At 52.0% G+C, this 13,961-nt stretch carries 16 protein-coding genes; 13 read left to right on the forward strand and 3 right to left on the reverse strand.

The genetic code is table 11. The features are described from left to right. Positions 1-19 precede the first annotated feature (19 nt). From HNQ57_RS10330 to HNQ57_RS10370, 9 genes are all read left to right on the forward strand, one after another. On the forward strand, positions 20-598 hold the full coding sequence (locus tag HNQ57_RS10330; protein WP_184462689.1) for a TetR/AcrR family transcriptional regulator: 579 nt from the start codon (positions 20-22) through the stop codon (positions 596-598). A gap of 177 nt (positions 599-775) precedes the next feature. Further along, positions 776-949: a hypothetical protein gene (locus tag HNQ57_RS10335; RefSeq protein ID WP_184462691.1), complete on the forward strand. Its 174-nt coding sequence runs from the start codon at positions 776-778 to the stop codon at positions 947-949. Between the two features lie 473 nt (positions 950-1,422). After that, positions 1,423-1,590, forward strand: a complete 168-nt coding sequence (locus tag HNQ57_RS10340; protein WP_184462693.1) for a hypothetical protein — start codon at positions 1,423-1,425, stop codon at positions 1,588-1,590. Between the two features lie 198 nt (positions 1,591-1,788). Next, positions 1,789-1,965 (forward strand): hypothetical protein, encoded by a 177-nt coding sequence (locus HNQ57_RS10345; RefSeq protein ID WP_184462695.1) that lies wholly within the window; start codon positions 1,789-1,791, stop codon positions 1,963-1,965. Positions 1,966-1,992: 27 nt separating this feature from the next. Beyond that, the gene (gene yrfG / locus HNQ57_RS10350) at positions 1,993-2,670 is read left to right on the forward strand and encodes a GMP/IMP nucleotidase (protein ID WP_184462697.1); all 678 of its coding nucleotides are present in this window, start codon (positions 1,993-1,995) and stop codon (positions 2,668-2,670) included. Further along, complete coding sequence (locus HNQ57_RS10355) at positions 2,663-3,064, forward strand: RNA-binding S4 domain-containing protein (RefSeq protein WP_184462699.1); 402 nt, start codon at positions 2,663-2,665, stop codon at positions 3,062-3,064. Before yrfG ends, HNQ57_RS10355 begins: the two co-directional genes overlap by 8 nt. Before the next feature lie 86 nt (positions 3,065-3,150). Further along, complete coding sequence (gene hslO / locus HNQ57_RS10360; RefSeq protein ID WP_184462701.1) at positions 3,151-4,002, forward strand: Hsp33 family molecular chaperone HslO; 852 nt, start codon at positions 3,151-3,153, stop codon at positions 4,000-4,002. An 82-nt stretch (positions 4,003-4,084) separates the two neighbouring features. Next, positions 4,085-5,752 carry a phosphoenolpyruvate carboxykinase gene (locus tag HNQ57_RS10365; protein WP_264299237.1) on the forward strand — a complete coding sequence of 556 codons (1,668 nt, stop codon included), beginning with the start codon at positions 4,085-4,087 and terminating at the stop codon, positions 5,750-5,752. Positions 5,753-5,885: 133 nt separating this feature from the next. Beyond that, positions 5,886-7,079 (forward strand): class I SAM-dependent methyltransferase, encoded by a 1,194-nt coding sequence (locus tag HNQ57_RS10370; protein ID WP_184462705.1) that lies wholly within the window; start codon positions 5,886-5,888, stop codon positions 7,077-7,079. Between the two features lie 18 nt (positions 7,080-7,097). Here the strand turns inward: HNQ57_RS10370 and HNQ57_RS10375 are convergent, their stop codons facing one another. Continuing rightward, a complete protein-coding gene (locus HNQ57_RS10375) occupies positions 7,098-7,886 on the reverse strand; it encodes an alpha/beta fold hydrolase (RefSeq protein ID WP_184462707.1) in 789 nt (262 codons plus the stop codon). A 261-nt stretch (positions 7,887-8,147) separates the two neighbouring features. Between HNQ57_RS10375 and HNQ57_RS10380 the strand changes: the two genes are divergently transcribed. The 4 genes from HNQ57_RS10380 to HNQ57_RS10395 all read left to right on the forward strand — a co-directional run bounded on the left by HNQ57_RS10380 (position 8,148) and on the right by HNQ57_RS10395 (position 12,566). Continuing rightward, positions 8,148-8,624 carry a hypothetical protein gene (locus tag HNQ57_RS10380; RefSeq protein WP_184462709.1) on the forward strand — a complete coding sequence of 159 codons (477 nt, stop codon included), beginning with the start codon at positions 8,148-8,150 and terminating at the stop codon, positions 8,622-8,624. Positions 8,625-8,811: 187 nt separating this feature from the next. Then, positions 8,812-9,288 carry a phasin family protein gene (locus HNQ57_RS10385; protein ID WP_184462711.1) on the forward strand — a complete coding sequence of 159 codons (477 nt, stop codon included), beginning with the start codon at positions 8,812-8,814 and terminating at the stop codon, positions 9,286-9,288. Between the two features lie 147 nt (positions 9,289-9,435). Next, positions 9,436-10,077, forward strand: a complete 642-nt coding sequence (locus HNQ57_RS10390) for a TetR/AcrR family transcriptional regulator (RefSeq protein ID WP_184462713.1) — start codon at positions 9,436-9,438, stop codon at positions 10,075-10,077. Between the two features lie 182 nt (positions 10,078-10,259). After that, positions 10,260-12,566, forward strand: a complete 2,307-nt coding sequence (locus HNQ57_RS10395; protein ID WP_184462715.1) for a Tex family protein — start codon at positions 10,260-10,262, stop codon at positions 12,564-12,566. Here the strand turns inward: HNQ57_RS10395 and HNQ57_RS10400 are convergent. Next, on the reverse strand, positions 12,563-13,513 hold the full coding sequence (locus HNQ57_RS10400; protein ID WP_184462717.1) for a PA2778 family cysteine peptidase: 951 nt from the start codon (positions 13,511-13,513) through the stop codon (positions 12,563-12,565). The genes HNQ57_RS10395 and HNQ57_RS10400 overlap by 4 nt on opposite strands. After that, positions 13,500-13,898 (reverse strand): PA2779 family protein, encoded by a 399-nt coding sequence (locus HNQ57_RS10405; RefSeq protein WP_184462719.1) that lies wholly within the window; start codon positions 13,896-13,898, stop codon positions 13,500-13,502. The genes HNQ57_RS10400 and HNQ57_RS10405 overlap by 14 nt, the downstream gene beginning before the upstream one ends. Positions 13,899-13,961: the final 63 nt, after the last annotated feature.

Below are 13,961 nucleotides of genomic sequence, written 5' to 3' on the forward strand. Positions count from 1 at the left end.
GCTGAAGAGCAGACTTGCTATGAAAACAAACAAACGTTGGGGCAATGGAGCGCGGGTCGACGACCTCGATACCGGTAAGAAAATTCTACTGAAGTCCGCCGTTGACTGTTTTATGACGAAGGGTATTAAGTCCACCACCATTGAAGATATCGCCAAAGTGGCCAATGTCACCCGCCGAACGGTGTACCGCTACTTTAACGGCAAGTCCGATATTATTACCGCGCTGATCGAAATCGAGCGGCAGCGGATGTTTTACAAGATAAAAGATATCGCTACGCTTCATGACAATAATTTTCCGCTCATGCTGGAAGAGTGTATTTGGTTCGCGGCAACCTATCGGCCACCTGAAGCCGGAAAAATAGATTTAGTATCTGGTATCAATGCGTCAGAAGCCTCGCCACACATTGACACTGAAGAGTCTGACGAGCACTGGCGTGAACTCTTACAAGCGCCGTTAAACGCTTACAATGAACGTAATAAACGCAGCGTTAAGCTCGATGATCTGATCAAAATTGTCGGGCGGCTGGTTATTTCCTACCGCCAGTCTCCCTGCACCAAAGAGCAATTTAAAGCCAGTATGCTCGCCCTTATGCTGTAATATCGTTCGGGCCCAATCGGGCCCGTCTCGCCGCGTTCTAACAAAACCTCCGTATCAATAATCCCGCTTAATGCCCAGAACCCCTGATCCGTGTAAGGGCTATTCCGCATACCCCCTAAAGCCTGGTATCGCTAAAGTAGCGCCATACAACAAAACAATAGATTCCGGGGCAAGATCATGGCGACATCAACTCAGACAATCGACAACGCTATCTTTGGTGATAACTTGATGCGTCAAGCATCACTAAACCAAAATGGTGCCAAGCGCAGTGAGTGGTGGCTGAATGTTAATTACGCAGAAACCATTGAAATCAACCATGCGGTTTCGGCATTGCAGCGTCGCGGCAACTAAAATCTCACGATAAAACACTGGCTATGTATCAGTACCCAGTCTTTTAATTAGTCCAAACGATGCCTAACTCATCTATTAAGTGGCGCGCTGCGTAAAAGATTCTATACTTGAATAACTAAGCAAGCTTGGTGTTCATCCACTTCACGCGCGACGGCTATGACTAGCACTGACGACAAACCACAAAGCAACACCCCATTTCAGCAAATCGACGAGCAACCAACAGCCGTCAGTTTGGCAGCCATCGCGATGACTGGTGGCTAGACATTGCGTACGCCGAAGATATTGACATGACTACCGCCGTCGACACCAAAGCCGTACGCCAGCGACTAAAACCGCAAAAATAAGCACCACGTCACCCACGTTCTCTCAATAACGCACATCTACTATTTTGTGTAGTGGCTATTCCGTATACCCCGCATAAGCTCCCAAGGTTAAAGTAACACCATCACGACACTGACTACGGAGCAGGGCAAATGAGCACACAACAAGCAGATAAAGGTATTTTTGGCGATAATTTCCGCGCCCAACAGTCGCTTAATAACAATGGTATTAAGCAGAGTGAGTGGTGGTTAAATATCAACTACGCCGAAGTATTGGAAATACACCACGCAGCCGTTGCCCTAAACAGCCAGGCGCGCTAATAAGGCTCGTCGTCACAGGCCACCCCCAGAGCCAAATCCCGCTGTTTTGCTCAATCCGCCCCACAAACCGTAACCAGTTCACAGTTTCAACACCCGGGTTCACTCGCTACGGACTTTTCCCTATACTCCCAGGCTAGGCCTCGCAGTACCTTGTTTGCTCAATGAACGTAGTCAACGAGTAAGTAAAGAGGAACGATCATGGCCCAGACCAAATCTGACAACACGTTTTACCCAGAATCGCGCCGTGGTGCTAACACCATCAATGCCTACGGCAACAGTCGCGCTGAGTGGTGGCTAAACGTAAATTACGCCGAAGTCATCGAAATGCGTGATGCAGTCAGCAGTAAACTCAATAAAGCGCGGGCTGTAAATTAAGGCCGGTGCTTCAGACCCCGGCAAACTATGATAAATTGGCAAGAGATTGACACCGTCCTCCTCGACATGGACGGCACCTTATTAGACCTACACTACGACAATTTTTTCTGGTCGCAACACCTCCCCAAGCGCTACGCTGAAATACACGGCGGAGAACCAGAGCAAGTTGCACACGATTTAATACAGCGCATCATGGCCGAGCGCGGCTCGCTGAATTGGTATTGCTTAGATTATTGGTCTAGCCAGCTCAATGTTGATATTGTCGCCCTAAAGCGCGAAATTGCTCATTTGATTGCCCCTCACCCGAGTACCGCTGACTTTTTGAGCGCCTTAGACAATAGCCACTGCGAAACCTGGCTGGTCACCAATGCCCATCGCGACAGTTTAAATTTAAAACTTGAACACACTGATCTCGCGCGCTGGATGCACAAGATGATTACCTCCCACGAACTGGCCAAGCCCAAGGAGGACCCAGAGTTCTGGCACCGCCTGCGCCAACACTGGGATTTTGATCCGGCCCGCACCCTACTGGTAGACGACACCGCCAGCGTGCTCGATGCCGCAGCCAAATTCGGCATCCGCCACCTACTCACACTGCGCCAACCTGACAGCAAACAGGCGATCCGCGAGCAATTGACCTATCCAGCTATTCAGCACTTTAGCGAAGTTCTACCCATTCCCAAACGGGAGACGTATCGTGGCTGAGGCGCCCAGCGGTATTCGCTTAGACAAATGGCTGTGGGCCGCGCGATTTTATAAAACCCGCAGCCTCGCCAAGCAAGCCGTTGAGAGCGGCAAGGTTCACTACAACGGCGAACGCTGTAAAGTGAGCAAAGAAGTGCACATTGGCGCAACACTCACCATTCGCACCGGCTGGGACAACAAAATAGTGGATGTTATCGCCCTCTCTGGCCAGCGCCGAGGCGCGCCGGAGGCCGCACTACTGTATTGTGAAACCGCAGACAGTATTCGCACTCGCGAGCAACTCGCCGCCGACCGCAAAATACTTGGTGCCGCGGCGGGCGCCCTGCACCCCGAGCGCCCCAACAAAAAGCAGCGCCGCCAAATTCATCGCTTTAAGAATCTAAACGACGAGTAAGAGGCCATCGCCAAGATCAGCCAAGACCTCTCCCCCAGTAAGCGCTATAATTGTCAGCTTATTTTACTACGGACACCCGATTTGCCATGAGCGATACCATCAGCCGCTTTATCTTTGACAATAGCGACGTTCGTGGCGAGCATGTTCGCTTAGAAAAAAGCTACCAGGACATCCTCAGCATCCATCACTACCCGCCAGGCGTTGCCAATTTACTCGGTGAATTCCTCGCCGCCGCCAGCCTGCTCAGCGCCACCATTAAATTTGAAGGTGCGCTCATACTGCAGGTACGCGGTGACGGCCAAGTGCCCTTAATCATGGCCGAGGCCAACTCCAAACAGGAGCTGCGCGCCATTGCACGGGACGCCAATGAAGCCATTAGCCTCGATTTCAAGGCCCTCATTGGCAATGGCCAGCTGGCCATGACGATTGCGCCAGAAAACGGCAAGCCCTACCAAGGTATTGTGAGTCTCGATGGCGACAGCCTCGCCCGCTGCCTTGAAGCCTACTTTCAACGCAGTGAGCAGTTGGCCACACGTGTTTGGCTATGCGCCGACGGCGAGCACGCCAGCGGCATGCTGCTACAACAATTGCCTAGTGCCAAACCCGATTTGGATCGCTGGGAGCACCTGAGCACCATCGCCCATACCATCAAAAACGAAGAATTGCTGAGTTTGGACGTTGAAACACTGCTCTATCGGCTCTACCACCAAGACGCCGTTCGCCTATTCGACCACAAACCACTGGTTGCTCGCTGCCGCTGCAGCCGCGAGCGAGTAGTTCAAGCGCTTATGTCCCTCGGCCGCGACGAACTTGACGATATCCTTGCAGGGCAGGGTCAAATCGAAACCAATTGCGAGTTTTGCAACCGTCTCTATCAATTTAATGCCGGCGATATTGCCGGTTTATTTGAGCAGGGCAGCGACCTCACCCGTCACTGAAAAAAGCACTAATTTTGGGCATTTTCCCCAAACAGCGTTTTCTCTTCCCAAAGATTAGCGCTGACATAGGTTTTTTGTAATAATGGCGCCCCAAATTACCAGCCACTTTGGGGGTTCTCTTTCGTGCCAACCCCACCGCAACACCCAAGGCTGCTCTCAGGATTACGCGACAGGAAAACAGAGAATGAGTGCTGAAACGACGATTTACACCGATTTAAGCCCCGCTCAACTAATTGAGCAAGCCCTGAGTCGCGGCGAAGGCCGTCTCGCCGACAGCGGCGCACTCGTCGTTACCACCGGCAAGCGCACCGGCCGCTCACCTGGCGACCGCTATATTGTACAAGAGCCATCGACCTCCGATGCCATCGACTGGACCAGCGTGAACCGTCCCTTCGATGCGGCTAAATTCGATGCCCTGTGGGATCGCGTTGAAGATTACTTAGCAGACCATGACAGCTTTGTTTCTTCACTCCACGTTGGCGCCCACGAAGATCACTACATTCCCGTCGTTGTGAATACCCAAACTGCATGGCAGGGTTTGTTTGGCCGCAATATGTTTGTGCGTCCCGCCAAATACAATCCCAAAGGCAAGGAAGAGTGGACTATCCTCAACTGCGCTGGCTTTGTTTGCGAGCCTGAGCGCGACGGCACTAACTCTGACGGCTGCGTCATCATCAATTTTGCCCAGCGCAAAGTCCTGCTGGCTGGCATGCGCTACGCCGGTGAGATGAAAAAGGCAATGTTCTCAGTACAGAACTTCCTGCTCCCCGAAAAAGACGTAATGCCCATGCACTGCTCGGCTAACGTCGATGAGTCTGGCCAGACCACCTTGTTTTTCGGCCTGTCTGGCACCGGCAAGACGACCCTGTCTGCCGACCCAAGCTGCTACTTGATCGGTGACGACGAGCACGGCTGGGCAAAAGGCTCCGTATTCAATATTGAAGGCGGCTGCTACGCCAAGACCATCAATCTGAGCCAGAAAAACGAACCGATTATTTGGGACGCGATTCGCTTTGGTGCCATTGTCGAGAACGTCGTCATTGACGACCACACTCGTCACGCCGACTACGACGACACCAGCCTGACTGAAAATGGTCGCTGCTGCTACCCACTAGAAAACGTTGAAAAGCGCGTTATTGAGAACGCCGCTGGCGAACCCAAAACCGTTATCTTCCTGACCTGCGATGTATCTGGCGTGATTCCGCCAATTTCAATCTTGTCTAAAGAAGCGGCGGCATTCCACTTCTTGAGCGGCTACACCGCACGGGTTGGCTCAACTGAGCTGGGTGCTGAAGCGGGTATTCACCCCACGTTCTCCACCTGCTTTGGCGCGCCCTTTATGCCGCGTCCGGCTGGCGATTACGCCGAGTTGCTGATGAAGCGTATCGACGATTTCGACTCTCAGGTTTACTTAATCAACACTGGCTGGACTGGCGGTTCAGGCGCAGCTGGCGGCACTGGCTCACGTTTCCCGATCCCAGTAACCCGCGCTGTAGTTGCCGCCGCCCAAAACGGCACGCTGATTGGCGCCGAAACTGAGCGCTTAGAAGCACTGAACCTGACGATCCCCAAAGCGATTCCCGGCGTTGATGACAAATACATCAACCCGCGCAAAGCCTGGGGCGATGCAGCGGCCTATGACACTGAAGCCTCTAAGCTGGCGCGCCTCTTCCAGGAAAACATCAAGAAATTTGATGTTTCCGAGGCCATTATTGCCGCCGGCCCGCAAGCCTTAAGCGATACGCCATAAATGAAAGGGCAGCTTAGCTGCCCTTTTTTATGCCTGTAAACTTGCCTGATTTCCCTATCCGGCCCACACTTATCACTCCCTAGTGCGGAGGCGTCGCCCTGCGTATTACCTCGATTGTTTATTGGGCAAACCTATGACCGCAAATCCCTCGGCAGAGCACACCACCAGCTTTATTAGCGACTGCCAGCAAGCGTTTAACAAGGGCCAACTACAGCGCTTGGTGCTATCTAAATACCAGGGTGACGAGCCCGAACTCAATCGCATCAGCATTAGACCCATCAGCTTGAAAAACACCGTACTGCTGTCCTTTCTCTATGAATACCGCAGCCGCCACGTCACCAAAAATGTCAGCTTAGACGACGCAGTAAGTCTGCTGCAGCGCTGGCTAGGCAACGACTTTAATAACGCGCACATGGTTAGTGCCGACTGGGAAATTCAACTGCGCTTTAGCAAGAAGGGCAAGCCGCTGCTCAATAAACACCGCAACAAAGACACCGCGCCCGTCGACGCCCTGCAACACAACCGCGAAAAACACCGCTTTGTCGAGCAAAGCCGCCCCTATTTACAGGCGCTTGGCATAACCGACTCACAAGGCCAAATCATTCCCGCCATGTCCCGCAAGTGGAAGCAGATCAACCGCTTCATTGAAGTGCTCGCGACCGCCATCAACAATACGGCTTTAGCCGAACGCGAGACGATTCACATTGCCGATTTTGGCTCAGGCAAAGCCTATTTAACCTTTGCCTTACACGATTACCTCCACGACAAGCTGGGCATGAGCGCCCAGGTCACCGGCGTAGAGTTGCGTCAAGAACTGGTCGACCTCTGTAATAACACCGCCAAAAAGCTAAGTTTGCAGGGCATCAAATTTGAACAGGGCGATGTCCAACACTTTGCCGCCCAGCACATTAACGTCATGATCGCCCTACACGCCTGCGACACGGCAACCGACTACGCTATTCACATGGGGATTCGCAGCAACGCCGACATTATTATGTGCTCGCCCTGCTGCCACAAACAACTTCGCCCCCAGCTGAAAAGCCCAGCACCGCTCGCGCCGCTACTCCAACACGGCATTCACCTTGGCCAAGAGGCTGAAATGCTAACCGACGGTCTACGCGCGCTATTGCTAGAAGCGCATGGCTACGACACCAAGGTCTTTGAATTTATTTCTTTGGAGCACACCAGTAAAAACAAAATGATACTTGCGCAAAAACGGCGGCAACACCGCGACAACAGCGAAGTGCTGCAGCAGATTGCCGATATTAAGACTTTTTACGGTATCCAAGAGCACTGCCTAGAGCGCCTACTTAACGACGGTGCCTAGCCGCAATAGCCAGAAAACCTAAGCTGGCACTGCCGAATGGGCGTATACCCTGCTCCGCAAGCCACTCACGTCGAAGGGCTGCCAGCGATCTTCGCGCTGCGCCAAACGCTCCGCCACGGCGTACATTACCGCAACATTATGGGTTAAACCGACGTGACTGCCCGGCACCCGCAAATTTTCAGTATTGTTATTTAATTCCTTATCGATACAGAACTGCCAATCGACAATACCGTCACCTTCACTGTACATGGCCGTGGACGGCACAGTCGGCGTCGCCTGCCAGCAATTTTGCCAATCTAACATTGGATCAGTTAGGGCACCGGGATTCATCATTTCGTAGAGTTTTAAGACCGGCCCAGTGACCCCATCCATACCGGGAATATGGATTGGCGAGCCCAAGGTAATGACTTGACGAACAATATCTGGATTTTTGTAGGCCAAGGTTCGAGCATAGATTCCCCCCAAGCTCCAGCCAATCACACTGACTTTACGGCAGTGGCGCGCGGCAAGCTCTTTTACGTGGCGCTCGTAAGCCAAGTATTTCTGCTCGGACATACCGCTGTTTAAGCCCTGCTCCCAACCATAGGCCGCAAAGCCGCGACGGCGTAAAAAGCCCCGCAGTGCAGCGGTGCCGCCATCGCCGGTCATAAAAGAAGGCGCAACCACCACGGGGTGACCGTCGCCGCACTTTATTTTGTCCAGTGTTGAACGAAAACTGACCATTGCCAGCATTTCAAAGATAACCCGCAACTCCTTTGCTGTTCGCAACGGCGTGGGCTGCCCTGCTTTATTCTTGTTTTGAGCCATTACTACCTCGTTATGTTCCGACAAGCGGCCTAGAAGGTAACAACTATATAACCTAAGTTTCCCGCTAAGCGCAATACCGTGTTAATGCGCTATAACGATGCGGCGAATATAATAAACGCGAAATAAGGACTTACCGCAGTATTAGTATGTGCTTTCTAATTAATCTCCGTACTCTTGCACCCAAGTCAGCGAGTAATAGCAGTTCTCGCCGAAATCTGGCTCTGAATAGCCTACTATTTCATTCTCAATGAGGACGTCATCATGACCGAAGCAAGTAAAATCGAAAAAGCTAACGCACTGGCAAAAGAAGTGTTTTTAGCAAACCTAGGTCTGGCTGGCAAAGTCTTTGAACAAAGCCAAGAAGTATTTAAGCAGACTGAAGCTAAAATCAAAGAAACTGAAACAAAAGCCAAAGACGCTTACAGCAAGCGCAACGAATTCTTTGACGGCTTGGTTGCTCGTGGCGAGAAAGTACAAAGCGACGCGGTTTCTAAGTTTGAGTCTAGCAAGACCCAAGTAACGAGCAAAATTGAATCTAGCAAGTCACAAGCTATCGCTAAGTTCAACGACACTAAAGCGCAAGCTATCGCCAAGTTCGAAGAACTGAAAAGCGAAAGCAACACAGCAGTAGAAGCTCAGCTGAAAACCCTGCGTGAAGGCTTTGAAAAAGTAAAGTCTAAAGTTTCTCGCAGCGCTGCTGAAGCAACTGACGTTGTAGCAGAAGCCACCGCGTCGTAAGCATTCGGTGCCCGTTAGGGTACCAAATCCTAGGTCTATATCTCACCTATGCTTTTGCACGATGCGCCGTATGGCCATCGTGCTTTTTTCATAGCTAAGTTCAGACTCACAGTTTCCGCACTGGCAAGATTTTCTTACTGGTGCATCAGATTCAGTTATTTTATTTTATTTTGCAATGGAGAACGCCATGAGCAAAGACAGCAAAAAGAGCCTACAGGATCTTAAAGACGCCACCAACCATGCTGGTGAAGTCGCTAAAAGTATTTGGCTTGCCGGCCTTGGCGCCTACGGCCGCGCTTACGATGAAGCGCACGAAGCGCTAGAAAAAGCCAGCAAAGAAACACCCAAGCTATTCACTGAACTAGTCGACAAAGGCAATCGTTTAGAAACCCAGGCCCGCGCCAAACTTGGTGAAGCAACCAATATTGGTAAGACTATTTCCATTGAAGAACGCATTAGTAAAATGCGTGCCAGCCTTGGTTTTGGCCATACCGCCAGCGCCGATGATCTGAGCCGCTTAGAAAAGAAACTCGATGCATTAAGCAAAAAAGTTGATGCGCTGAGCAAAGCCGCCAAGCCAGCCGCTGAAGCTGCGCCTAAAGCCGCTGCGCCCAAGGCAAAAGCACCGCGTAAAGCACCAGCAAAGAAAGCTGTCGCTAAGTAAGCGGAGCCCATCCCCAAAGGGAAGATGAGCCCTTCATCTTCCCTTTTCGTAACACCCAAACTTCCGCTGTTCTAATCGACACCGCTGGACACAGACGCCAGGTTCATGGCACCTTGTCGCTTCGCTCACAGGAGTCTGTTATCTCGGATGAAAACCCGCGACAAAATATTATTAAGCAGTCTCGCCCTTTTTAATACCGACGGCGAACCCAATGTCACCGCCGTTGATATCGCCAATGAACTGGATATTAGCCCCGGAAATCTTTATTACCATTTCCACGGCAAAGACGAAATCATTCCGGAACTCTACGCCGCCTTCGAACTTGAACTGATTGATATTCTCAGTGCACCACTGCAAAAGAATCTTGGCGCCCAAGACACCTGGTTTTATTTATACATCGTATTTGAACACATCTTTAATCACCGCTACCTGTATCGCAATCTCAACGATATTCTTCAGCGCTACCCGCAAATCGCCAAGAAATTTTCGAAGCTGTTAGAGCTCAAAGTACAGGCCGCTCGAGCGGTGACCTTAGAATTGCGGAGCCAAAACTTTCTCGACCTCGACGACCTGCAACTTGAACGTCTCTGTGACAATATCGCCATGTCACTGACCTTTTGGTTAAATTACACCCACCTCCGTGGCCGCAATATCAGCAATGAAATGATGATTCATCAGGGCGTCTTTCAAATTATGTCACTGGTTACCGAGCACCTCCGCCCGGAATACCGTTATTTTTACGATGAGTGCTGCGCCTTGTTTGAAGCTTTAGCGCAGAGCGAAACGTAGCCACACGCTTGACGGGAGAAGGGAGACGCTAAAAAATTGAAAACAGCGCATGAATCCACGCTTTGCGTCTTTCGTCTCCCATCAAGCGTCTCCCGCAGTCCAAAAAACTTATTGTCAAGCCTCGCACCACAGCCTTAGTTTTTGCATAATGTCCGGCTTCACGTACCTAATAAGCCGATCATATGAATTCCATCCCCAGCCGCATTGCTCAAGAACTTGGTGTTAAAGAAGCGCAGGTTAGCGCTGCCGTTGCCCTGTTAGATGAAGGCGCAACCGTGCCGTTTATTTCCCGCTACCGTAAAGAAGTCACTGGCGGGCTCGATGACACCCAAATGCGCGATTTGGAGTCCCGGCTGGGCTATTTGCGGGAATTAGAAGACCGGCGCGAAACCATTCTCAACAGTATTCGCGAGCAGGACAAGCTCAGCCCCGAGCTAGAACGGGATATTCGCGGCGCGGACACCAAGAACCGCCTAGAAGACTTATACCTACCCTACAAGCCTAGGCGCCGCACCAAGGGCCAGATCGCCATTGAAGCCGGTTTAGAACCCCTCGCCAACACCTTATTTGACGACCCCAGCCAAGATCCAGCCAGCCTCGCCCTCAATTATTTGAACGCAGAGCAGGGCATTAATGACGTGAAAGGCGCGCTCGACGGCGCCAAGTACATTCTCATGGAACGCCTTAGCGAAGACGCCAACTTGCTCGCCAAGCTTCGTCATTTTTTGTGGAACGAATGTTTGCTGTGCAGCACCGTTATGACCGGCAAGGAGCAGGAAGGGGAGAAATTCCGGGATTACTTCGCCCACAGTGAACCACTTAAAACCACGCCCTCGCACCGGGCCTTGGCCATGTTTCGCGGCCGCAACGAGAGCGTTCTGAGCCTGGCGATAAAGTTCAGTGAAGAAGAGGGCACAACTCATCCTTGCGAGGGCATGGTCGCCGAATTCTGGAAAGTGAAAGACGAGGGTCGCCCTGCCGATACCTGGTTAAAAGAAGTCATTCGCTGGACCTGGCGCATAAAGCTCTACACCCATTTAGAAACCGATTTGCTCGGTCAATTGCGCGAACTCGCCGACACTGCGGCCATTGACGTGTTTGCCCATAACCTCAAAGACTTACTCTTGGCCGCACCCGCCGGTCAACGCGCCACCATCGGCCTCGATCCCGGTATGCGCACCGGCGTGAAAGTCGCGGTTATCGACGCTACCGGTAAAGTCGTCGACCACTGCGCTATTTTCCCAACTCCGCCCCAGAATAAAATTACCGAATCCGCCGCTGTACTTTTAGCGCTGATCAAAAAGCACGGGGTTGAACTTATCGCCATTGGTAACGGCACCGCCAGCCGCGAAACCGAGCGCTTTGTTAAAGACTTGCTCGCCGCTCGCCCGGAACTGGGCTGCACCAGCGTCATGGTTAACGAGTCTGGCGCATCTATTTATTCGGCATCGGAATACGCGGCCAAGGAATTCCCGGATCTCGACGTGACCATTCGCGGCGCAATCTCAATCGCCCGCCGCCTGCAAGACCCGCTGGCCGAACTGGTTAAGATTGACCCTAAATCCATCGGCGTTGGCCAGTACCAGCACGACGTCTCGCAAACTGCCTTGTCGCGCACCTTGGAAACCGTGGTAGAAGACTGTGTAAACGCCGTCGGTGTAGATGTAAATACCGCCTCACCGGCGCTGTTAGCACGGGTATCTGGCTTGAATCTCAGCATCTCGGCCAATATTGTTGAGTACCGCGACCGCAACGGCGCCTTTAAAAGCCGCGAGCAATTAAAAGAAGTTAATCGCTTTGGCGCAAAAACCTTTGAGCAGGCGGCGGGCTTTTTACGTGTTGTAGGCGGCGACAATCCACTCGATGCCTCGGCAGTGCACCCTGAGTCCTACAGTGTGGTCGAGAAAATCGTCAACCGCTGTGGCCGCGAAGTGACAAACGTACTGGGCGACAGCAGCTTCTTAAAAACACTGAAGCCGGCTGAATACGCCGACGAACGCTTTGGTATACCCACGGTTACCGATATTTTTGCCGAATTAGATAAACCCGGCCGCGATCCCCGCCCAGATTTTAAAACCGCGACCTTTAAAGACGGCATTGAGAAAATATCAGATCTTGAGCCAGATATGATCTTGGAAGGGGTCGTTACCAACGTTACTAATTTTGGTGCCTTCGTCGACATTGGTGTTCATCAAGACGGTTTAGTACACATCTCGGCCTTGGCCAATCAGTTTGTGAAAGACCCCCACAGTGTGGTGAAAGCGGGCGACATTGTTAAGGTTAAGGTCATGGAAGTCGATGCGCAGCGCAAGCGGATCGCACTGTCTATGCGCTTAGACGACAAGGCCAGTGACGTGCAAGCCGCCAATAGCAGTGGCGAACGACGCGGCGGGCGCAGTAAGCCCGCAGCCATGCCTAAGCAAACACCAAAGCCCGAAAATACCACGATGGCTGCGCTATTTGCCCAAGCCAAACAAAAGAAACGCTAAGACTGTTCGCCCCCCGACGAACAGTGATCCGCTGCCGCCTCGGCGGCGCGGATTTCACTGGCGCTTTCGCGATACGTTTCATCCTCTGGCGCCAAGGCTTCAGCGCGGCTAATGGCGGTCAGCGCTTGGACTTTACAGCCACCCGCTAAGAGCGCGTAGGCATAATTATTCCACAGCGCCGGATCATCCTTGGCGAGTGCCAATAAGCGCTCAAACACCTGAATCGCCCGCTGACTCTCACCCTGTGCCAAGGCTAAATTCGCCTGCGCCGTTAATACCGGCAGGGAATCTGGCCAGCGCTCGGCGGCCAAAGCATAAAAGCCCGCCGCCAATTCAGGGTGGCCAGTTTGCTCAAAGGCGTAGGCGCTGCGAATGGTGGCTAAGGGCTCCGCCGTGACCGGCAAATGGCTGCTGTCTACCATAACTCGTGCCCAGTTATTGGTTCGCCCCCAGGTGGCCATAAAAGTTGAAAAGGGTAGGCGATAGTACGGGCGACTTCCTGAGTGCAAAATTAGCTCTTCGCGGTCTAAATCGTAACCAACGGCAAGGGCGTAATGCCACTGAGGCCACCAAGAGAAGGTCAAGTTCTGGAACACCAAAACCGGATTCCCCGCGTCGAGTTCTTTCAATAACGCATGAAAATTTTTGGCTAAGGGGTAGGGTAGTAAACCCAGCCGACGGCTGGCCGCTTGCATTTCAACTGCCAAAGAGCCTTTTTTACCAGGAATAAAAAGTTGCTTGGCCAAGTCGTTTTGATCAGCGTCAATACCACGATACTGGGCGACTTCAGCCAAGGCTGCAGGACCACAATAATATTGCTGCTGGGCAATAAACGGGACATCTAACTGGCGCCGAGGCCCGAGGGTCTCGGCGTATTCTTTTAAAGGTAAACCAGAACAGGCCTGCAAAAGCAGGCACAAGAGGAGGAGGGCTTTACTTCGCCGCATTAACAAACGGGAAGATATCAGTAATACCCAAAACATCAGTAATAAAGAATATAAGCACCAAGAGTGCTAGTAGGCCGACCGCACCAGAGCCCGCTGGCAGTTCATCCATACGCTCTTGCAACATGGCTAGCTCAGTGGGACTTAAAGAATCAATACGGGCCTCAACATCTGCCGGTGACACACCTAACTCGACTAAGCGCGACCGCACATCTTCGCTGGCCAGCGCAGCCTTCATTTCGGCCCGTTCAGACTTCACCGAATACTCCGCCACCATTTTATCGGTACTGATCACTGAGGCCGATGCGGTACTGGCGAGTAAGCCAGTCCAAATCATAAAACCGCTCATTACCACGGCCGTGCTTCGCTTCGCTAATTTCGTTGTCATACAGCTCACTCCATTTGGCAAATTTTGGCCGCACCTCATACATAGATACGACTGGGGGTAATA

The organism is Zhongshania antarctica (genome assembly GCF_014202945.1).
Taxonomy (GTDB): domain Bacteria; phylum Pseudomonadota; class Gammaproteobacteria; order Pseudomonadales; family Spongiibacteraceae; genus Spongiibacter; species Spongiibacter antarcticus.